This is a genomic window from Terriglobus albidus (genome assembly GCF_008000815.1).
In the GTDB taxonomy this organism is placed as follows: Bacteria; Acidobacteriota; Terriglobia; order Terriglobales; family Acidobacteriaceae; genus Terriglobus; species Terriglobus albidus_A.
Window position 1 is genome coordinate 4,621,053 of record NZ_CP042806.1, and the last position, 19,576, is coordinate 4,640,628.

Here is a 19,576-nt window from a genome sequence, read left to right on the forward strand (position 1 = left end):
TGGATCCCCCAACCGCGGACATATTCAACGGAGGCAATTTCGTGGAAGTTTCTCGCATTATCGCCGAAATCGATGCACAGATCTCCAAATTACAGCAGGCACGCGCCCTGCTCGCGGGTGCGGCAGCTGTAGGCGGCCGTCGTCCAGGCCGCCCCAAAGGCACAACTGCTGCAGCAAAAACCAGCGTCTCTCGCAAACGCGCCAAACGGGTTCTTTCGCCCGACGCGCGCAAGAGAATCGCCGATGCGCAGAAGCGCCGCTGGGCCGCACACCGCAAGGAAAGCGACAAGTAAATAAAAAAGCCCCGATCCACTCCGGGGCTTTTTTCGTATTCTGCAAAACTTCTATGCCGTCGGTTCTCCAATCGTAAGTTCCAACACATCAATCCCTTTTCCTTCCAATGCCTCTCGCAGAGTATCGGGCCTGCCGCGTAGAACGGGGAAGGTACCGAAGTGAATCGGGATCACCGTCTTCGCGCCAATCCATTCGGCGGCGATTGCGGCGTGTTTCGGCCCCATCGTGTAGAAGTCGCCAATCGGCAGAACGGCAACCTCAGGGGCATAGAGCGCCTTGATGAGCTTCATGTCGCCAAAAAGCGAAGTGTCTCCGGCGAAATAAATCACCGGGCCATTCGCAGGTTTAACAATAAGACCTGCCGGCGGGCCGGCATAAACGGGCTTGCCGTCGATCATATAGCTGGACGAATGGCGCGCTTCCACCATCGAGATTTCGAGGTCTTCGACATGTGTCGTTCCTCCAAGGTTCATCGCAACAAGCTTCCTGCTTTTCAAGCCCTGAGCTTCGAGTAGATCACCGAGTTCCACCATGCAGACCACTGCGGGATTATGCTGCTCTGCAACGTCCAGGGCAGAGCCCGTGTGATCCGAATGCCCGTGGGTCAGCAGCATGACATCGACTTTGTCGAATTTCTTTTTATCGGCGGGATAGACAGGATTTCCGTCAATCCATGGGTCAATCAGAATGGATGTCCCTGCGGCTGTCTCCAGATGCAGGGTTGCATGTCCGAGCCACGTCAACGTGATCCCGCCAAGTCTGCTCATCGTAACCTTCCTTTTTCTGTTGCGGTTGTGCGATTCGGGCGAATTTACCTGTAGGTAAGACGCCGCACTAGCGCGTAATGACCACTTCCCGAAGGTTATCTTTTGCCAGGAAGAACTTATAGGAGCTGTAGCTCTCAAACATGCGCTCCACCTGGCGGTTGGTCCACACCTGCAGCAACTTGCGGTCGGCGACACGCTGCATATTGATCATTTCGTTTTCCGTTAGGTGATATCGATAGAAACTGGTGTCGCTATCTTCCTTTTTCGTGTGGAAAAACGCCAAGATCAACCCACCGGGGTTGAGCACTTCGTGCAGACGGGCAATCACTGCCTTTAGCAGCGGCTCAGGAAGATAATCCGCAACATCCCAGAGCAGCACGATATCGAAGGTACGTCCGGCGAAATCGAAGTTCTCTGCCATGAAGCGATCCACATCGAAGCGCTCGCCTTCACTTTCAGTGGCGGGCAGTGTCCAATGAGGCTTCGCGGCCTCTTCGGCGAGATCGGCCATATAAACGCCATGTCCAAGACCGGTAAGGAAATTGATGTTTCCCGATGAGGTAGCGCCTATATCCAGGACACGCAGCCCCTCGCTCGCTTTCAACTGTTTCACAACATGAGTCCAACCACTGGAATGACGCGGAATCACTCCGCGCGATCCACTCGCCTGCTCGCTTCCACCGAAGAAACCTCGTAACACAGCGCTGATCCCTACTCCTGGTTACTTATGCTGAAACAGCGAGGACTCTTCTACAACAGGAGCGGCATCTTCTGCCTTCTCCTCAGGTCCACGCAGGTCTACATGGCCACGTAAGACGGCGCCCTCTTCCACCGCCAGGCGGATGGCAAGAATATCGCCCCTCATAGTCGATTTGTCCCGTAGCTCTACTTTCCCCTCAGAGCGCAGATTGCCATTAAGTTCACCCATCACAGCGACTTCGGGCGCCTGCACGTCCGCCGTGAGCCTGGCGTTTGGCCCAACCGTCAACCGGCCTGCGGCCAGGGTGACCGTTCCTTCGATGGATCCATCCACGTACAGATCTTCGCTTCCGCTGACTTCGCCGCGAATGACCAGAGAACGGCCAATCAGCGTACCGGCACCCAAAAGGCTCATATCCGGAATCTCTCTCCTTTTGCAACATGTGGGACTTGCCCGAAGTCTATCCGACCAAAGGTTATCCGGCAAACGGCAAAACTTTCCTGATAAGCTGAGCGTCTACTTCAAAAGGTGCGCGCTCTCCTCTTTACGCTTTTGACAGCCATCACACTGCCGGCCTCCGCGCAGACGGCAGACCTTTCGCAGTCGCCACGGGACTGGGTCGTCGCCACCGTCAAGACCGAACTTCCGGTCGTCACCCGCGACAACTTATACCTGCGATATCTTTCACGCCGCGTTGATGAACGCGGCGACGTGGTACGCGACACCATTGAAGCCAAAGAAGGCGCGGTCGCACGTCTTGTCAGCAAGGAAGGCCGTGCCCTCACCAAGGAAGAGAACGAGGCTGAGTGTGCACGTCTCAATGCCACATTGGAAGACCCGAGCGGCTTTTTGAAACACCACAAACGGGACCGATCGAATATTTCGTTGACCGCGGAACTGATCAAGCTCATGCCGGATGCAATGCTCTGGACCTACGTCCCAGGTCAACCGCAACTGGCAGGGCGGTCGCCGCAGCAAGTCGTTTTGGACTTCCACCCGAACCCGGCTTTTCATCCGTCCGGCATGGCCCAGGGCGCCCTCGGCTCCCTTGAGGGTCGCATCTGGATCGATGCGCAGAGCCATCACATGATGCGCATGGAGGGCCATATCTTTCGCGATGCCAACCTCGGGTGGGGCCTGATCGCAAAGATCTATGCGGGCGGCAACCTCGAACTCGATCAGCGCGATTTTGGCAACGGGCTCTGGACCTACAGCCGGCTCACCATGGACATCACCGTCCGTGAGGTGCTGGTGCATACCGTCAAAGTGAAATCGCTGTTCGAGGCAACGAATGTAACGCCGATGCCCGCCGCACTTTCCTGGCAAGACGCCATCAAAGTGCTTCTTACTGCCCCCCTGCGGCCATAGAGCACGCCTTCAGAGCTTACCTGCCCGGGTGCCCCGCCCTCGCAACGCTAGGGCGGGTAGGGAATACCCCAAATTCATGACAAGCTCAAATCATTTTTTGGATATGCCCTAGTGTGGTGAGTCTAAAGTTCGCGACATAAATCATGAATAGCGTTGCCATCCGAAGCGTTGGAAAGCAGGTCCTTCACCACCTTGGATGACAACATTTACGACAAGAACTTCAGACTCAGGACACTGGCTACTTCGTGATTCGTTCTTCGCGGACGGTAAGCTTCTGGATGAGACCGGTCTTCACCTCAAAGCCGCGTCCCGGTGTTGTCGGCACCGTGATCTCACCGGTGCTGCTTACTTCGACCGCCGGCTCGATGATGTCCTCTGCCCAATAGCGCTTCGAGGCGCTAACGTCACCCGGCAGCCGGAAGTTCTCCAACGACGACAAGGCGATGTTCTGTGCACGACCAATGCCGGTCTCAAGCATGCCGCCGCACCACACCGGAATCCCTCGCTCTGCGGCGACGTTGTGGACCGCAATCGCTTCGCTGAAACCGCCCACACGCCCGACCTTGATGTTGATGATGCCGCAGCTTCCCATATCGATGGCCGCCAGGGCATCGCGCCGGTTGCGGATGGACTCGTCCAGGCAGATGCGTGTCTTCAGGCGTGACTGCAGCTTTGAGTGGAAGTAAAAATCGTCGTACCAGAGAGGCTGCTCGATCATGAGCAGGTTGAAACGGTCCCATGACGCGATGTGATCGGAGTCTTTCACCCGGTAAGCCGAGTTTGCGTCGCAGCTCAGAAGAATCTGCGGCCAGCGCTTGCGGACCATCTCGAAGATCTCAATATCCCAGCCCGGCTTACATTTCAGTTTGATGCGCTGATAGCCTGCGGCGAGCTCCGTCTCGATCTTTTCCATCAGCTTCTCAGGAGTAGGCTGAATGCCGATGGAGACACCGCAAGGAATCGAGTCACGGACGCCGCCAAGCAACTGGGCAAGAGGAACCTTCTTCAGAATCGATTCCAGCTCCCAAACGGCATTTTCCAGAGATGCCTTCGCCATGCGGTGCCCGCGCACCTGTTTCAGCAGATCGGGGACTTTGCCGCCATTCTCGATCTCGACACCTACCAGGCGAGGCGCCAGCTCCGTCTTCGCGATGATCCAGGCGGTATCGATCATCTCGTCGGAGAAGTAAGGATGCTCTCCAGCGACACACTCACCCCAGGCCGTCGTTCCCTCGGCCTGCAGTTCTACGAGCATGATGCGGCGCATCGTGGTCAGCCCGAAGCTGGTTTCAAACGGGTGAGCCAGAGGCATCTGGATCTCGCGCAACACTATGGCATCAATCTTCATTCGTCTCTCTTTTCCTTCTAAACCAACAGATCTTCATCCCAACGGCCCAGCAGGAATCTGCCAGTCCCATCCGCATCGCGCTCATAGCCGATCACCGAGAGCCCCTGGGCAAACGCCGCCTCCAGGGCTTCGCGATTCGAGGCCTGCAGGGCGGCTGCTTTGTCGCGGTCCGCTTCGTTTGCCTTCCACTCATAAATAGCAGCAGGCACCTCTACGGAGCGTTCTATCTCCATCCGAGGCTTCCCGCCGGCGAGAGCTGTCTTGACGCGATCGCTCTTGAGCCACCATTCGGCATACAGACGGTCGGTGGGGAGGCCTCCCTGCAACGGCGAGGTGGAGGAGCCGTAGAAGTCAGCCTTGTACCGTCTGGAGATGGCGCCGAGCTTCGTGATGTTGAGGTAGGCGTTTTTGATCTCCAGCGGATCGTAGGTCCATTCCATCAGGTCGAAGCCTTTGGCGAGCGCGCCGTCGCGCTGTGCGAGCTTAAGACGGCGTCCGACACCGCCGTTACGGTACTCGGGCAGAACCGCCAGCATGTGCGAATGCAGATAGCTGTGCCCGTTACGGAAGCCTGGCAGGCCCATGGCGAAGCCGATCATGCGGTCCCCATCATAGGCTCCGAGAACCTGCCCTCCGATGCGGTAAGCGACGAGGAAGACGCGGCGCGGAATCAGGTCCTGCTGCGAGTAATTCCATACCGTCAACTGCAGATCGACACACAGGTCGAACTCACTGAGCTCTGACAGCTCACGGATCACGATCTCCGTACTCAAGCCTTCTTTGCCTCCGACCACAGCTCTTCGAGCCGGGTTGCGGAGAGACCCTCCAGGGAGCCTCCCGCTAACTGTTCCATCGCGGCAAACCGCCCGCGGAACTTTGCATTTGCCAGACGCAACGCCTGCTCGGCATCTACCTTCAAATGCCGAGAGAGGTTGACTGCAGTAAACATCAAGTCGCCAAACTCTTCTTCTACCTTCGCACGATTCCCTGCGGCTACCTCTGCGGCGAGTTCTTTTGACTCCTCCTCGATCTTGCCGACAAGACCCTGTATGTCCGGCCAGTCGAAGCCGACCTTGGCGGCCTTCGAGCCCAGCTTTGCTGCTTCGACAACAGCCGGCATGCTGCGAGGTACCTCGCCCAGCAAACCACCCTCACGAGCCTTTCCGGCCTTCTCTTCCTTCTTGATGGCCTCCCAGTTGCGGAGGACAGTATCCGCATCGTCGGCGGTGACCTCTCCGAAGATGTGAGGGTGCCGCCGGATGAGCTTGGAGTTCAGACCATCCACAACCTCAGTGATGGAGAAGTAACCGGCCTCTTCCGCCATCTGAGCGTAGAAAAGCACCTGCAGCAGAAGATCGCCGAGCTCATCTTTGAGCTCCGGCCAGGCGCGTCGTTCGATAGCGTCGAAGACCTCGTAGGTCTCCTCCAGCGTATGCCGCTTGATCGTGTCGAAGGTCTGCTCACGGTCCCAGGGACAGCCATCCGGGGCTCGCAACCGCGCCATGATGCCCACCGCCTCAGCGAACCGTTCGGCCGCCAGGTCCGGGGTCTTCTTCGAATCCATGGGTTAAGCATAACGAACGAGATGGGCAGGGTACGACCCTAAGGTCGTGCTACCATCAACCCCATCGTGCCCACACCGACCAAGACGCGCATTTCGCCCTGGGCTTTGCTTCTGGTTCTGCCCTATCTGGCGCTCTGCTTTCCGAGCCTGTACAACCGGATGACGCCGGATCTGATAGGCTTTCCGTTCTTTTACTGGTACCAGTTGGCGTGGGTAATCATCGCGTCGGCCATCATGCTGTTCGTTTATAGGAAGCTGAAGTCCTGATTCGCACACCATGCACGTTCTTCCCGCACTGCTCGCTGAGATCCCTTTCTGGAAGAATCCCGATTACCTGAAGCGCGCCGCGATCACGCTGCTGATCCTGGTAACTGCATTCCTCCTCTGGCGCCTGCTGCGCCGCGGACGAGCCCGTCTGGATGATCTGCTGCAGAGCAAGCGGCGCACCGTACCGCCGCTGCATATTCGCGGTCTGCAGCTTCTGACCGGTTCACAGATCGTGTCTGCACTGAGCCTGCTAAGCCTCACCCTTTTCTACGGGCTCGCCCTGCTGAACGTGATCGTCGCCCTGCTGCTGACCTTCAGCCAGTTCCCCGCCACCGAGCGTTATGTCAACCTGGTGCTCGGCTGGGTCCTCACCCCTCTGCACGACCTCTACTACGGCTTCCTTGCGTCGTTACCGAACCTCATCACCATCCTGGTCATCGCCATACTCACGCGCTTCATTCTGAAGGCGGTGAGCTTTCTGTTCACCAAGGCAGATGAGGGCGCCATCAACCTCTCGCCGTGGGTGCACCGTGATGTAGCGCTGCCTACCGGCCAGATCGTCCGGGCTGTGATTATCTTGATCGCGCTGTTCCTGATCGCACCACGGATTCCAGGCACAGGATCGGAGGCTGCGAAGGGCCTGTCGGTCGTCATCGGCCTAATGGTCTCGTTTGGCTCAAGCTCAACCGTAGGCAATGTCATCGCCGGCATCGTGCTGACCTACATGCGTCCATTTCGCGTTGGAGATCGGGTACAGATCCAGGGAACAACCGGTGACGTTATGGAGCGGACGTTCCTCTACACCAAGCTGCTGACGCCGAAAAATGAAGAGGTGCTGATTCCCTCCACCAAAGCGCTGGATGGCAACATCACCAACTACTCGGCACAGGCACGTTCCGGAAACCTGATCCTCTATACAACGGTCACGATCGGCTATGACACGCCGTGGCAGACAATACATCAGCTTCTGATCGATGCGGCGTTGAAGACGGAGATGGTCGAGCCGAATCCGCAACCATTCGTGCTGCAGACTGCGCTCGACGATTTCTATATTCACTATCAAGTGAACGCCTTTACGGCGCATGCCGAGGCCATGCCGCGCATCTACAGCGAACTCCACAGGAATATTCAGGACGCGTTCAATGCGGCGGGCATGGAGATCATGTCACCGCATTACACGCAGCTTCGGGATGGGAACCAGTCGACAGTCCAGGGGCCGTTGAAACCAAAAGCTACACGGTTTCGAGTAGCGATGGACTGACACTTCCCTAAACGGGTGCCTCGCCCTCGCGGAGTGTGGGCAAGCAGCCCCAAATTATTTCAAGAGAAAAAGGCGGTTGAAAAGAAGCTGGCGGAGCCACATAGAGTGCTGGGCTCCGCCGCCTTTTGGGGGTGAGTAGTGAGACTGGCAGCACACCGGTCTCACTACTGGAGGGTGGGTACTTCACTTGCAGTGACTACTGAGGAAGGAAACCTCTACTTGGTACCGCTCGGAGCGGACGTGTCGGCCTCATCCTTCATGTTCGACATCAGGCGAACAGCGACGCGACGGTTCTGCTTGCGACCGGCGGCCGTCTTGTTGGACGCGACTTCCTGATCCTTACCGATACCGATGAGATAGAACTTATGAGGAGCAACGTTGTACTTGGTCTGTAAATAATTTACGACCGCATCTGCACGACGCTGACTGAGGTCGTAGTTGTACTGCGGATCGCCGGTGGAGTCAGTGCCTCCGGTGACCTCGAGAATGTAGTGACGGGCGCCGTCAAGCTTGGCGGCGAACGAGTCGAGGTCCTTCTTGTCGCTGGCAGTCAGCGTAGCTTTGTCGAAGCCGAAGGTCACGGTCACATCCGCGAGCGGCGTGTAGTGATCCAGGTTGGCGACGACACCCGTCAGCGAGTCGACACGATTGTAGGCTTCCTGGGCGCTCTTACCGGCCGAGTCCGCAGCGGTTCCGGCGGCCATAGCATGTTGATCAGCCGTATCGGCAGCACCCTGGGCGCGGGCAATACCGGCCTGAGCGCGCTGATCCGTATCAAGAATCGTGCGATGGTCCTGTGCCGTCTTCGCATCCAGATCGTTCGTATTCTGGATGAGCGGAGCAGTCTGCGAGCGAACATAGTTCTTTGTGGAGCAACCCACCGTCAGGAAAAGAATGCCAGCCGCAGCCACCGTGGTAGCAATAGCGGCTCCAAGATTCTTGCGTGCAAGGCGGAAATCGTTCGTCATGGTGACTCTCCTATTGTTTGGCCCGGCAAACAGGGCCTCTGTTACGCCTTATCAGATGCAAGCTACGCACCAAATGTAAACCTCCAATGTTTTCAATATTTTGCGAGATCTTCCAGGCTTAAATAGGGAAAAATTTTCCTACCATCTCTTCCGACGATGTCCGGCTGTAGAGCGGAGTAATCTAATAATTTGCGCTCTGAAAAGGCGCCTCCTCTGATGGATCTGCTTGCGAAAATCCGGACACTGCCGACGAAACCCGGCTGTTACCTCTACAAGAACGCCGAGGGAGAGGTGATCTATGTCGGGAAGGCGAAGAATCTGCGGGCACGGGTTCGCAGCTACTTCCTCGCCGCCAGCCAGGCGAATGCCAAGACCGGCTCCCTGATGCGCGAGGCGGTCGACATCGATTACATCCAGGTCGCGAACGAGCACGAAGCTCTGGCGCTGGAAAACAACCTGATCAAACAGCGGAAGCCGCGGTTCAACATCCTGCTGCGGGATGACAAGACCTACCCGTATATCAAGCTGACCCTGGGCGACCGCTATCCGAAAGTCTTTGTCACGCGACGACTGAAGAAAGACGGGTCAGCTTACTTCGGGCCGTACTTTCCCGGCAATCTGGCATACCGCCTGGTAGATCTGATTCATCGCAGCTTTCTGATTCCGTCGTGCAAGGTTGATCTCTCCCGCTATCACTCACGCGCCTGCCTGCAGTACTACATCAAGCGCTGCCTTGGACCGTGCGTCGAAGGTTTCACAACACCGGAGGCCTATCGCGAGGCTGTACGCGACGTGCAGCTCTTCCTCGACGGAAAAGAAAGCGAGTTAGAAGGACGTCTGCGAGAGCGCATGGCCGAAGCCGCTGCCGCAGAACAGTATGAGCTTGCCGCACGGATGCGTGACCAGCTCATCACCGTGCAGCAATTGCAGGAGAAACAGCGCATTGCCAGTACGGAAAACGAGGACGCGGACGTCTTCGGCTTCCACTTCGAGAAAGAGATGCTGGCGGTCAACCTCTTCCATATGCGGTCGGGCAAGATCGTGGATAAGCGCGACTTCTTCTGGGAAGACCTGCCTGACTTCAGTTTTCTGGCGGAAGACCCGGAGGAGAGTGACGAGACGGAGGACATGGAAGCGCTCGGCCCCGGAGGCGCTCCAGAAGCAGCTGTGGAGGCAACGATCGAACGGCCCGCGTTCTCTCCGTCAGCCTTCTTCTCTGCCCTATTGAAGCAGGTGTATCTCGATCAACCGTATGTTCCCAAGCATATCTACGTCCCGGTCGATTTCCCTGACCGCACGGCGCTGGCCTCCCTGCTCTCAGAGCGGACTGGGCACAAGATTGAGCTGGCCGCACCGCAACGCGGAGACAAGCGTTCATTGGTCGATCTGGTATGCCAGAACGCCAAGCAGGCTTATGATCAACGGTTCCGCACGCTGCAGCCGACCAACAAGGCCATTGCGGAAGCATTGCAGGATGCACTGAGCCTGGAGGAACCACCGCGGCGTATCGAGTGCTTCGACATCTCCCACATCCAGGGAGCGGAGACGGTTGCCAGCATGGTGGTGTGGGAAGACGGCGCGATGAAGAAGTCGGACTACCGCAAGTTCAAGGTTAAGACCGTGAGCGGTGTCGACGACTTCGCCTCCATGCGCGAGATTGTGCATCGCCGGTACTCACGCCTGCTGGAAGAGAAGAAAGACCTTCCATCGCTAATCCTGATCGACGGCGGCCTGGGACAGCTTCACGCAGCCTATGCCGCACTGGAACAGCTCGGGCTAACGCTGCAGCCGCTGGCCTCCATCGCGAAGCGCGAAGAGATTGTCTATGTCTATGGTCAGGAGGATGAGCCAGTGGTGCTGGACCGGCGTTCTCCAGTTCTGCATCTGATCCAGAAGATCCGCGATGAATCGCACCGGTTTGCGATTACCTACCACCGCAAACGCCGCGAGATGCGTGACCGCGATTCGGAGCTGCTGGCAATCCCGGGTGTTGGTCCACGGACACGCCAGCGGCTGCTGGAGCACTTTGGATCGCTGCGCGGCATCAAGCAGGCCGGCCCGGATGCCTTGTCGGCCGTCGTGAGTCCAGCGACTGCGGAGAAGATCCGGAATTACTTCCAAGCGGAGAACGAAGCAGCTGTCGATACGGCGCTGCGGGTCATTCAGTAAAACTGCCTCTCTGGGCCACGTACCTGAGCCGCCCAAAATCGATATTCTTAGAGTGTGAGTACTGCTGCTGAGCTTCATGCCGAATCGATCTCCTTTCAGGATCACTCCGAGAACTCCGGCCCCTTCGATATCGTGGGCGATGTTCACGGATGTATCGATGAGCTGAGGGAGTTATTGGGAACGCTTGGATACCAGGTGGGCGATGATCTCTCCATCACATCCCCGGACAAGCGCAGGCTGATCTTTGTCGGCGACCTCGCGGATCGCGGCCCGGGAATCCCGGAGGTCTTTCGTCTGGTATCCACGGCGATGGCACAGGGCAAGGCCTTCTCTGTCGCCGGAAACCACGATGTGCGGCTCGCGACAGCTCTGTGCGGCAAGACGCTGCCTTTGACCTTCGGGCTGGCCGATTCGCTGGAACAATTCGGCCGGCAGTCGCCGGAGTTCACAAAGCAGATGGCGATCTTCATCAAGCGGCTGCCGGGGCATCTGATCTTCGACCATGCCAGGCTTCTGGTCGCTCACGCCGGCCTGAAGGAATCCATGCATCGCGCCGCCACCATCCAGGCGCGGGAGCTGGCAATTCATGGAGAGAAGACCGGAGTCCGCGATCAGTGGGGCGAAATCCGTTATCCGTGGGCGGCAGAGTACAAAGGGGACCCGCTAATCGTCTTCGGGCATACTCCAGTGGAGAGCCCTGTGATCCTGAACAACACCATCAACATCGACACCGGGTGTGTCTTCGGCGGCAGATTAACGGCGCTGCGTTATCCGGAGTGTGAGTTTGTCTCGGTTCCGGCGAAGCGTAAGTACTACGAACCGACGCGACCATTTCTTCCGGACGATCCCCGGCTGCTGGTTGGGTAAAGACTGGTGGGAGCAGCGGGCTTCAGCCCGCTGATAAAGTGTGAAAAGAAGATGGGCTTCAGCCCTGGGCTCTCTTCCTTGATTGAGGAAAAGCCCCAGGGCTGAAGCCCTTTTCGTGTGTTGAGCCGATAGACCGTGGGCTAAAAGCCCACGTCTATACCCAGCCAGTGAAGCTGGCCGGGGACCCCGATGCTTCCACCGGATTCGAGCGAAGCTCGAATGTCCCACTCACGCTACGCGTGAATGGGGCACCCAGTGAGTTGGCACATCGACTTGCACGCCAACATTCAACTTGCAGCTCAACGAGCCGAAACCTTCTTCGCCTCTTCCGCCAGCATGCCTCCTGCAACCTCGTGAGCCCGTGTCGACGGATGCCCTTCGTGATAGAAGAAGTACTTCTCCGGGCTCGCGCACGGTGTGGGGTCTTCGTTACGGAGCACGCGGCCGGCGCAGCGGTCCGTCGTATTCGTAATGCCGTACTTCGCGGGGTTTGTAATCACCTCATCAAGAAATGCGCCCCAGTTGCTGGTGGCAATCTCGATGTCGGCATGGCGACGCTTCATCTCATCCGGGATACCGCGCAGTGCCGGGTTGACGCGGATACCCTGCTGCGCGAACTGCGGAATCTTCTCCGGAAGAATCGCCACCGTGAAGCGTCGTGCGCCCAGACCATAGAGCGTCTCGATCTCATCCTCAATGTCCTGTGCGCTGGTATCGATGGGCAAGGTCCTATCATTCAAACCGCCTGCGAAGAAGAACATCGTCCGCTTCGGATCGAAGGTGACGAGACCAGCTTGCATCAATTCGCGGAACTGCCCCACCTGGAGTTGCATGCCGTAGCCGATGATCTCGCCGTGCTTATCGATACGGCCGAGTCCGCCATCGGTACGGGCGCCACTGACGGCAAAGTTCACGCTTGCCCCGGCCCACGACTTGAGCGGTATCACCAGGTCGATACCGAGATCTTTGGCCATGTACCAGACCGCCGTGGGGCCGTTGCCGTCAACATATCCGGCTCCGGTATCGGAGTAGCTGTCACCGAAGACAAAGAGCTGGTCATACGGGCGAGACGCCTTTTGCGCCTGAAGCGCAACGGGGCCAAGACAGAGCAGGAGAGCAAGCTTCCGGAGTGCATGCATGCGGCCATGCTACGACAGCAGCGTGTCAGTAGAACATTTTCCCTGTAGGTGTAGTGTAGGGCTTCCACATCTATGGGCGTTTTCCGCAATGAAAACGCCACTGCGCCCCTCTTCCGGCATACCCAGTAACAGGGAAAATGCTCTAGTCCTGGTTGTCCGCGTCGCTGAGATTTTTGAAGGTATTGCAGGCGCCTATAGCGCCATCCTGCAGGCCGCGCTCTAACCACTGCTGCCGCTGCGCGGAAGAACCGTGCGTGAACCGCTCAGGGCTGACGGCCCGGCCGGCCATCTTCTGGAGATGATCGTCGCCTACCGCTGCCGCGGCCTTCATGCCGTCCGCAATATCACTCGTATGAACGTGGCCGCGCTGTTCGGCGGAGTGCGCCCACACGCCGGCGAAGCAGTCCGCCTGTAGCTCCAGCGCGACGGAAAGTTGGCTCCGCTGCTCCGGACGCGCATACATCAGGCGCTGCACATTGCTCTCAATTCCCAGCAACCGCTGTATATGGTGGCCGATCTCGTGCGTGACAACGTAAGCCTCCGCGAACTCGCCGGTGCCACCGCCGAAGCGCTGGAGCTCATCCCAGAAGCTGAGATCGATATAGACCTTCTGATCGACCGGGCAGTAAAAGGGGCCGGTGGCTGCCTGCGCCGTGCCGCAGCCGGAGTAGGTGGTATCGCGGAAGAGGACAAGCTTCGCATGCCGGTAGGTCTTGCCGTTCTGCTGGAAAATCTGCTCCCAGGTCTTCTGCGCATCGTCCAGGGTCCAACTGATGAGCTGCACACTGTGCTTCTCCGCCTGAGTCTCCTCGATCGGCCCTGCGGAACGCCTCTCGGAGGGCTGCGAGGGAGCATGACCGCCGCCGAAGAAACCACCAAGGAAGTTACGGCCTGTGACCAGGCTGAGGATCAGCAGCAGGACAAAGCCGCCAATGCCGAGACCTCCCCCCATGCCTCCGAAACCGAAGCCGCCTCCGCCGCCGCCCGAGTCATCGCCTCGCCGGTCTTCGATATCGTCACTGGTGCCGCCAGGTGTCCAGTCCATGATCGTCCCCTATTCCGTAATCTTAGATGCTGAGGGTGTGTCGCAAGGAACCGCAACACGATTCCTTGCGTATCCTTAGGCGCATGGCAGCATCCGTGATCGTCCGCCCCGCTGACCCTACACTCTTGCAGGCCATAAGGCTTGCAACGATCTTCGCCCTCATCAAGCTGGCCATCCACGTCGGCACTAACCTGCTGGAGCCAGCGATAGGCTACGGCTACTTCCGCGACGAGTTTTATTACCTGATCTGCGGCCGGCATCTCGCGTGGGGATATGTGGACCATGGGCCCGTAGTCGCGGTACAGGCGCGGCTGGCGGAGTTGCTCTTCGGGCATTCCCTGGCGGGCATCCGCATGTTCTCAGCCCTGGCGGGAGCGGCTCGTGTTTTTCTGACGGGCCTGCTGGCCTGGGCGCTTGGCGGACGCCGGCCGGCGCAGGGCCTGGCGATGCTGTGCGTGTTGTGTGCGCCACAGTACCTGGGCCTCGACAGCTTTCTCTCGATGAATTCTTTCGAGTCGATGTTCTGGATGACCTGCCTGCTGGCGCTGATCCTGCTGCAGCGGAATCTCTGGCCACCGCAACGGGCGTGGATCGTCCTCGGCGTCTCGGCAGGGCTGGGGCTCCTGAACAAACCCTCGATGATGTTCTTCCTGATCGCTGTCGGGCTGGCACTGCTGTGCACACCGCAGCGGAAGCTGCTGTTCACGCGTCATGCGGCGATGGGCATTGCCCTGCTGCTTCTGATCGCGAGCCCGAACGTCATCTGGCAGGCAGTTCATCACTGGCCAACATTGGAGTTTCTGGAGAATGGACGCAAGGGTGGCAAGAATATCTCACTCGGCTTTCTGGCCTTCTTCCTGGCGCAGTTCAAAAACGTGAATCCAGTGGCTGCTTTCGTATGGATTCCCGGAGTCGTTTTTCTACTGCGCCGCGCACAGTGGCGCTGGCTGGGGCTGACCTGGGTCTTTACCTACGCCATGATGTTTGTCCTGCATGCGAAGGACTACTACCTGGTGCCGGTCTATCCCATCGCCTTTGCCGCCGGTGGTCTGGCATGGGAGGCACGCTTTGCGACACGCAAGGCAGTCCACTGGGACTATCCCATCGCCTTCCCCATACTGTCAGGCTTGATTGCGCTGATCGCCATCATCTCGTTGCCGATGGCGATCCCGGTGCTTCCGGTGGAATCATGGCTGCGCTATATGAAGGCGACGCATCTCTACGACAGTTCCACCAATACTGAGACGGACAGTTCCGGAATGCTGCCGCAGTTTTATGCAGACCGTTTTGGATGGGACGAGCTCTCCGCGAAGATACGAGCTGCCTATCAGTCATTGCCTCCGGAAGACCAACGGAAGGCTGTGGTAACTGCTGGCAACTACGGCGAGGCGAGTTCCCTGCTCTTTCTCAATAAACCAGGTGAGATTCCTCCTGTAGTCAGCGGCCACAACACCCATTTCCTGTGGGGGCCACAGGGCGCTACCGGAGAGGTAGTCTTTTCCATCAATGCAGCAAAGCTTCCGGCCATGCTGGAGTACTACCAAAGCTGCACCGTGGTCGGACATCTGGATCATCCGTACGCGATGCCATTTGAGAACCGGCGAAACATCTACCTCTGCCGGAACAGGAAGAAAAACCTGACGGAGGATTGGGCAAGCTTCAAGCTCTACTACTAAAACAGTTAAAAAGTTGAAAGTTAAAAGTTGAAGAGGTATGGCAGTGGTTAGATGAAATGCTTGCCTGCCTTATAACAAGAGCTGGCTGGCGCTTGCCAATCGTTGGTGGAACTCTGTAGCGTCCTTGCTGTCCCCATGTCTTACATCTTTGCGCTTGCCGCGTTTGCGGGAATCCATTTTCTCGGTATGGCCTCGCCCGGGGCTTCATTTGTGAATACACTGCGGGCCTCGACGCAGTACTCGCGCGGAGTCGCTCTGTTTCATGCTCTGGGGTTGGCCGGCGCTGCCTTCGTCTGGGCGCTCGCGGCCGTGCTGGGTTTGCAGAGTGTTTTGACGACCGTGCCCGGACTCTTTCGCGGGCTGCAACTCTTTGGCGGCGTCTACCTCATGTGGCTGGCGGTGAATGCGTGGCGTCATGCCAACGTTCCCGCACACCAACGTGCCTCGCTCGAGCTGGGTTCAACCACCACCGGATTTGCTCTGTTCCGGAGAGGTCTGCTGACCAACCTGGGAAATCCGAAGGTGATGATCTTCTTTGCCAGCGTCTTTGCCGCTGTGTTGCATCCCGAATGGCCGATGTGGATACGGTTTGCGGCAGCACTACTGGTCTTTGTCGATGAGTTCACCTACTACACGAGCCTGACACTGCTGCTCTCCACACGTCGTGCGCAGCAGGCCTACCGGCATGCCAAGCCCGTCATCGACCGCGTCGCGGGAACGGCCCTGCTGCTCTTCGCGATGCGGCTCTTCTATCGAGCGCTCGAAAGCTGATTCCGTACACTGGAACACATGCATTATGCTGCCGCACTGCTTGCACTGGCCGGCGTTCATCTGCTCGCCGTCGCCTCGCCCGGACCCGCCTTTGTCGCCACCATGCGCGTCTCCATGCAACACCGCCGGCCGGTGGCCGCTGCACATGGCTTTGGATTAGGCTTTGCCGCGTTTCTATGGGGCGCGGCTGCTGTCTTCGGCGTGCAGATCATTCTGGCCAAAGCGGAGTGGCTCTACCGCATCATGCAGTTCGCCGGCGGAATATATCTCTGCTACATCGGCGTACAGTCGTGGCGTCACGCAAAGTCGAAAACATCGAATGGCGCCATCTCGGCTGCCCCCGATATGTCAGCCGGTACTGCCTTTCTACGCGGGCTTACGTTGAACCTTGCCAACCCGAAGGTCATTGTCTTCTTTGCCAGTATCTTCACGGCGGTGCTGCAGCCTTCGTGGCCACTGTGGCTGCGCGGCATCGTGCTGGCGATCGTCTTTGTAGACGAAGCCGGATACTACATCGGGTTGTCGCTGCTGCTCTCCACCCAGAAGGCACAGGCAGCATACCGGCGCGCCAAGACCGGCATTGAACGCACTGCCGGTACGGCGATGTTTATGTTCGGCGGGAAGCTGATCTACTCGGCAACGAGCAAAGGTTGAAAGTTGCAAGTTGAAGGTTGAAGACGTACGGCATGGGTAGGTGAAGCAATTGCCTACCCATTGCCTTTGTGCCGAAAAGCAAGTGTGTTCAACCTGCGAACGGAGTCAGCACTTCGACCGCTCCGCCGACATGGCGGCGGAAGCTGTGCAGCTCTTTTGCGTTCTGGTCGAGGAGGCGAACGATAATGGCGTCGTCCTTCGCTTCAAAGTCCGTAAAGCCGAGAACCTTGCTGCCCCACGGACCGCGCTTCTTTGGATCGGTCGTCCAATCAACGAGCTCAGCTCCACCGCCTCCCGAGATGACAAACGATGTTGGATGTCCGGCAAACTCCAGGTGTTGCAGGTCGTGGTCGTGGCCGGTGAGGTAAAAATCGACTTTGGCGTCGCGTAGCAGGTCGTCCCAGCGCTTGATCAGCAGATGGTTGTCCTTATGGATACCATTGCTGAAAAGTGGATGATGCGCGACGACGGCGACGAAGGGTGTGGTGCGCGGTTTGGCGAGCTCCTGTTTGAACCATGCCTCCTGCTCGTCCCGGTGCTCGCGTTTCATCGTGAAAGACCATGGCCATGGATCGCTCTTCGTTCCCGGCAGGTTTGAGTCCAGGCAGATGAAGGTCACGATCGGCTTCTCCTGGGGCCAGGTAAAGGTGTACCAGCGCGACGGCATGTACCATCGGGTTCCCTCGTGGCGCGAGGCGTAGCGGAGCTCCATCTCAACCTTGTTGCCGATCTTGTACTCGTAGTCGTGGTTGCCCAGCACAGCGTAGGCAGGCCCTGGAAAATGCGACTTGGGATACATCTGCTCGAACTGGCTCTGCCAGCGGGGCGAATCGTCACTGAGCGTACCGTACCAGTTATCGCCCAGCATAAACAGGCTCTCCGGGTGAATCTGACGGACGTCGACGTAGCTCTTCATCCCGTTGGCCGTGGCCACCTGCTGTTCGAGATACTTATCAGTACCCCAATCGCCGAGCATCAGCATGTGGGCGGCATTGCGATCCGGAGCGGGTGACGGAAGCTGGCCAAAGACGGCGCGCGGCTGGATCGCCGCCAATGCGGAGAAGGCCACCGTCTGCTTTAAAAACGATCGCCGGGATATGGAACCAGTCTTGCCCATCACTTCCTCATCAGACGCAGAAAACGGCCGGCGCGTCACCTTTAAATTGCCGGTTGGCCCATCTCACCATTGGAAGAGAAAGGCCTTAAGTGCCACTTAAGGCGGAGGGAGAACTGAGGCGATCCGATAACCTCCGGGAGGGCGTGCTACCCTCACTTCAACCCATGCCATCGCAGACCGCACCGCCAGCCGTCCACGCCGAATTGCCTCGTGTACTTGAAGCATCGCATGCCACAGCGCTGGTGATCGGCATCATCATCGGCTCAGGTATCTTTCTTGTACCGTCCGAGATGATGCGGGCCGTGGGCTCCTCGGCGATGGTGTACGTAGTCTGGATCGTCGGCGGCATCCTCTCACTCTTCGGAGCCATGACCTACGCGGAGATCTCCGCGACCCGCCCGCGCTACGGCGGCGAATACGCCTATCTGCGCGAGGCCTACGGCGACCTGACCGGCTTCGTCTTCATGTGGACGCAGGTGACAATCGCAAAGCCCTCGTCGATCGCATCGATTGCAAGCGGCGTTGTACGTGTGCTGGGAAACTTTGCCGTCTTCCACTTCTTCACCCAGCCGGTCTTTCCACACGTGGTTTGGGGACAGCTTGCCGCCATTGCCTTCACCTGGCTGATTACCGGCTTGAACATTCTTGGCACGCGCAAAGCGGGAAATACGCAGCGGCTGCTGCTCATCATGAAGGTCTTCCTGGTGCTTGGAGTTGTCGGCATCTGCTTCTTTGGCGGCCACGGCAGCGTTGCCAACTTCCATACTTCGTTCAGCGGAGCGCGCGGCGGCTTCTCCGGCTTCATGGTCGCTTTGATTGCGGCGTTGTGGGCCTATGACGGGTGGTCCGATGTCACGCACACCGCGGGCGAGATCAAGAATCCGAGCCGTTCACTGCCCTTCGCTCTTATCGCCGGAGTTGCCATCGTCGGCGTGCTGTACATGCTGACCAACGCAGCAATCCAATTCGTGCTGCCTGCGCTGGCGATTGCTCATGCCGATCGTCCTGCTGTAGCCGCCATGCTTACCAGCGCTCCGCCGATCGCGGCGACAATCTTCTCTGCCGTGCTGGCCGTCGGATACGGAAGCACCTTTATCGGATCATAATTGACCGGCGCACGTATCCCCTTCGCGGCGGCGCGCGATGGCCTGTTCTTCCGCTGGCTGGCATGGGTGCATCCGCGATTCAAAACGCCGGCCGCTGCGCTGATCTTGCAGGCGGTGCTGTGCAGCATTCTTCTGCTGCTGATCAACACCTTCCAGGGATTGTTTTCGCTGGCTATCTTTTCGGAGTGGCTGTTCTACGCGGCAGTGACGGCTTCAGTCTTTGTCTTCCGCAAGCGAGAACCGGATGCCCCGCGGCCCTATTCGGTAAACGGATACCCAGTGGTACCGGCGGTCTTTGTACTATGCGCGATTGTGCTGCTGGTGTTTTCAATCGTCGATCAGCCACGGAACTCTGGCATCGGAGCGGTGATTATCGCCTGCGGTGTTCCGCTGTATTACCTGCTCAAGCGTTTGGGCGTGTTGCGGCCTGCGGGAATCTCGCCATCAAGTGAAACGCTATAAATTCTGTAAAATCCGAGATCGGTATTTAGGGTG

Annotated in this window: 19 protein-coding genes and 1 pseudogene; 10 read left to right on the forward strand and 10 right to left on the reverse strand. The window is 58.2% G+C overall.

From position 1 onward, the window contains the following. Positions 1–41: 41 nt before the first annotated feature. On the forward strand, positions 42–293 hold the full coding sequence (locus FTW19_RS18450; protein WP_147649059.1) for a hypothetical protein: 252 nt from the start codon (positions 42–44) through the stop codon (positions 291–293). 51 nt (positions 294–344) lie between these two features. Here FTW19_RS18450 and FTW19_RS18455 read toward each other — a convergent pair whose 3' ends face one another. The 3 genes from FTW19_RS18455 to FTW19_RS18465 form a co-directional block, all read right to left on the reverse strand. After that, positions 345–1,061, reverse strand: coding sequence for a metal-dependent hydrolase (locus FTW19_RS18455; RefSeq protein ID WP_147649060.1), 717 nt, complete (start codon positions 1,059–1,061; stop codon positions 345–347). 67 nt (positions 1,062–1,128) lie between these two features. Further along, positions 1,129–1,761, reverse strand: a complete 633-nt coding sequence (locus FTW19_RS18460; RefSeq protein WP_147649061.1) for a class I SAM-dependent methyltransferase — start codon at positions 1,759–1,761, stop codon at positions 1,129–1,131. A 21-nt stretch (positions 1,762–1,782) separates the two neighbouring features. Continuing rightward, positions 1,783–2,175, reverse strand: coding sequence for a bactofilin family protein (locus FTW19_RS18465; protein WP_147649062.1), 393 nt, complete (start codon positions 2,173–2,175; stop codon positions 1,783–1,785). 114 nt (positions 2,176–2,289) lie between these two features. Here FTW19_RS18465 and FTW19_RS18470 point away from each other — a divergent pair, with 114 nt between their 5' ends. After that, on the forward strand, positions 2,290–3,129 hold the full coding sequence (locus FTW19_RS18470) for a hypothetical protein (RefSeq protein WP_147649063.1): 840 nt from the start codon (positions 2,290–2,292) through the stop codon (positions 3,127–3,129). Between the two features lie 238 nt (positions 3,130–3,367). Here FTW19_RS18470 and menC read toward each other — a convergent pair whose 3' ends face one another. From menC to mazG, 3 genes are read right to left on the reverse strand one after another with little or no spacing between them, the layout of a single operon-like run. Continuing rightward, positions 3,368–4,477 carry an o-succinylbenzoate synthase gene (gene menC, locus FTW19_RS18475; RefSeq protein ID WP_147649064.1) on the reverse strand — a complete coding sequence of 370 codons (1,110 nt, stop codon included), beginning with the start codon at positions 4,475–4,477 and terminating at the stop codon, positions 3,368–3,370. Positions 4,478–4,494: 17 nt separating this feature from the next. Next, positions 4,495–5,250 carry a GNAT family N-acetyltransferase gene (locus FTW19_RS18480; RefSeq protein ID WP_147649065.1) on the reverse strand — a complete coding sequence of 252 codons (756 nt, stop codon included), beginning with the start codon at positions 5,248–5,250 and terminating at the stop codon, positions 4,495–4,497. Continuing rightward, positions 5,247–6,041 (reverse strand): nucleoside triphosphate pyrophosphohydrolase, encoded by a 795-nt coding sequence (mazG, locus tag FTW19_RS18485; protein WP_147649066.1) that lies wholly within the window; start codon positions 6,039–6,041, stop codon positions 5,247–5,249. Before mazG ends, FTW19_RS18480 begins: the two co-directional genes overlap by 4 nt. A gap of 66 nt (positions 6,042–6,107) precedes the next feature. Here mazG and FTW19_RS18490 point away from each other — a divergent pair, with 66 nt between their 5' ends. After that, the gene (locus FTW19_RS18490; protein ID WP_246153383.1) at positions 6,108–6,308 is read left to right on the forward strand and encodes a DUF3311 domain-containing protein; all 201 of its coding nucleotides are present in this window, start codon (positions 6,108–6,110) and stop codon (positions 6,306–6,308) included. 10 nt (positions 6,309–6,318) lie between these two features. Further along, the gene (locus FTW19_RS18495; RefSeq protein ID WP_147649067.1) at positions 6,319–7,569 is read left to right on the forward strand and encodes a mechanosensitive ion channel family protein; all 1,251 of its coding nucleotides are present in this window, start codon (positions 6,319–6,321) and stop codon (positions 7,567–7,569) included. A 215-nt stretch (positions 7,570–7,784) separates the two neighbouring features. On the opposite strand, the gene FTW19_RS18500 is transcribed toward FTW19_RS18495, so the two are convergent. Further along, positions 7,785–8,537: an OmpA family protein gene (locus FTW19_RS18500; protein WP_147649068.1), complete on the reverse strand. Its 753-nt coding sequence runs from the start codon at positions 8,535–8,537 to the stop codon at positions 7,785–7,787. Between the two features lie 216 nt (positions 8,538–8,753). Between FTW19_RS18500 and uvrC the strand changes: the two genes are divergently transcribed. After that, on the forward strand, positions 8,754–10,706 hold the full coding sequence (gene uvrC, locus FTW19_RS18505) for an excinuclease ABC subunit UvrC (protein ID WP_147649069.1): 1,953 nt from the start codon (positions 8,754–8,756) through the stop codon (positions 10,704–10,706). Between the two features lie 54 nt (positions 10,707–10,760). Further along, positions 10,761–11,573, forward strand: a complete 813-nt coding sequence (locus FTW19_RS18510; RefSeq protein WP_147649070.1) for a metallophosphoesterase — start codon at positions 10,761–10,763, stop codon at positions 11,571–11,573. Positions 11,574–11,872: 299 nt separating this feature from the next. On the opposite strand, the gene FTW19_RS18515 is transcribed toward FTW19_RS18510, so the two are convergent. Together FTW19_RS18515 and ypfJ are read right to left on the reverse strand one after the other, a co-directional pair. Next, on the reverse strand, positions 11,873–12,712 hold the full coding sequence (locus tag FTW19_RS18515; RefSeq protein ID WP_147649071.1) for an SGNH/GDSL hydrolase family protein: 840 nt from the start codon (positions 12,710–12,712) through the stop codon (positions 11,873–11,875). Positions 12,713–12,854: 142 nt separating this feature from the next. Continuing rightward, complete coding sequence (ypfJ, locus tag FTW19_RS18520; RefSeq protein ID WP_147649072.1) at positions 12,855–13,757, reverse strand: KPN_02809 family neutral zinc metallopeptidase; 903 nt, start codon at positions 13,755–13,757, stop codon at positions 12,855–12,857. 83 nt (positions 13,758–13,840) lie between these two features. On the opposite strand from ypfJ, the gene FTW19_RS18525 reads away from it, so the two are divergent. The 3 genes from FTW19_RS18525 to FTW19_RS18535 all read left to right on the forward strand — a co-directional run bounded on the left by FTW19_RS18525 (position 13,841) and on the right by FTW19_RS18535 (position 16,858). Then, on the forward strand, positions 13,841–15,433 hold the full coding sequence (locus tag FTW19_RS18525) for an ArnT family glycosyltransferase (RefSeq protein WP_147649073.1): 1,593 nt from the start codon (positions 13,841–13,843) through the stop codon (positions 15,431–15,433). A 135-nt stretch (positions 15,434–15,568) separates the two neighbouring features. Beyond that, positions 15,569–16,204, forward strand: a complete 636-nt coding sequence (locus FTW19_RS18530) for a LysE family transporter (protein WP_147649074.1) — start codon at positions 15,569–15,571, stop codon at positions 16,202–16,204. 18 nt (positions 16,205–16,222) lie between these two features. After that, positions 16,223–16,858 (forward strand): LysE family translocator, encoded by a 636-nt coding sequence (locus tag FTW19_RS18535; protein ID WP_147649075.1) that lies wholly within the window; start codon positions 16,223–16,225, stop codon positions 16,856–16,858. An 88-nt stretch (positions 16,859–16,946) separates the two neighbouring features. Here the strand turns inward: FTW19_RS18535 and FTW19_RS18540 are convergent, their stop codons facing one another. Continuing rightward, positions 16,947–17,975 carry a metallophosphoesterase gene (locus tag FTW19_RS18540; protein ID WP_147649076.1) on the reverse strand — a complete coding sequence of 343 codons (1,029 nt, stop codon included), beginning with the start codon at positions 17,973–17,975 and terminating at the stop codon, positions 16,947–16,949. A 164-nt stretch (positions 17,976–18,139) separates the two neighbouring features. On the opposite strand from FTW19_RS18540, the pseudogene FTW19_RS18545 reads away from it, so the two are divergent. Beyond that, positions 18,140–19,543: pseudogene (locus FTW19_RS18545) on the forward strand (APC family permease). The last annotated feature ends 33 nt before the right edge of the window (positions 19,544–19,576 follow it).

Bases quoted from the DNA above. Each gene is read 5' to 3' on its own strand.
- FTW19_RS18525 (WP_147649073.1), top strand. From the start codon at position 13,841: ATGGCAGCATCCGTGATCGTCCGCCCCGCTGACCCTACACTCTTGCAG.
- menC (WP_147649064.1), bottom strand. From the start codon at position 4,477: ATGAAGATTGATGCCATAGTGTTGCGCGAGATCCAGATGCCTCTGGCT.
- FTW19_RS18535 (WP_147649075.1), top strand. From the start codon at position 16,223: ATGCATTATGCTGCCGCACTGCTTGCACTGGCCGGCGTTCATCTGCTC.
- FTW19_RS18515 (WP_147649071.1), bottom strand. From the start codon at position 12,712: ATGCATGCACTCCGGAAGCTTGCTCTCCTGCTCTGTCTTGGCCCCGTT.
- mazG (WP_147649066.1), bottom strand. From the start codon at position 6,041: ATGGATTCGAAGAAGACCCCGGACCTGGCGGCCGAACGGTTCGCTGAG.
- ypfJ (WP_147649072.1), bottom strand. From the start codon at position 13,757: ATGGACTGGACACCTGGCGGCACCAGTGACGATATCGAAGACCGGCGA.
- FTW19_RS18455 (WP_147649060.1), bottom strand. From the start codon at position 1,061: ATGAGCAGACTTGGCGGGATCACGTTGACGTGGCTCGGACATGCAACC.
- FTW19_RS18500 (WP_147649068.1), bottom strand. From the start codon at position 8,537: ATGACGAACGATTTCCGCCTTGCACGCAAGAATCTTGGAGCCGCTATT.
- FTW19_RS18540 (WP_147649076.1), bottom strand. From the start codon at position 17,975: ATGGGCAAGACTGGTTCCATATCCCGGCGATCGTTTTTAAAGCAGACG.
- FTW19_RS18495 (WP_147649067.1), top strand. From the start codon at position 6,319: ATGCACGTTCTTCCCGCACTGCTCGCTGAGATCCCTTTCTGGAAGAAT.
- FTW19_RS18465 (WP_147649062.1), bottom strand. From the start codon at position 2,175: ATGAGCCTTTTGGGTGCCGGTACGCTGATTGGCCGTTCTCTGGTCATT.
- uvrC (WP_147649069.1), top strand. From the start codon at position 8,754: ATGGATCTGCTTGCGAAAATCCGGACACTGCCGACGAAACCCGGCTGT.
- FTW19_RS18530 (WP_147649074.1), top strand. From the start codon at position 15,569: ATGTCTTACATCTTTGCGCTTGCCGCGTTTGCGGGAATCCATTTTCTC.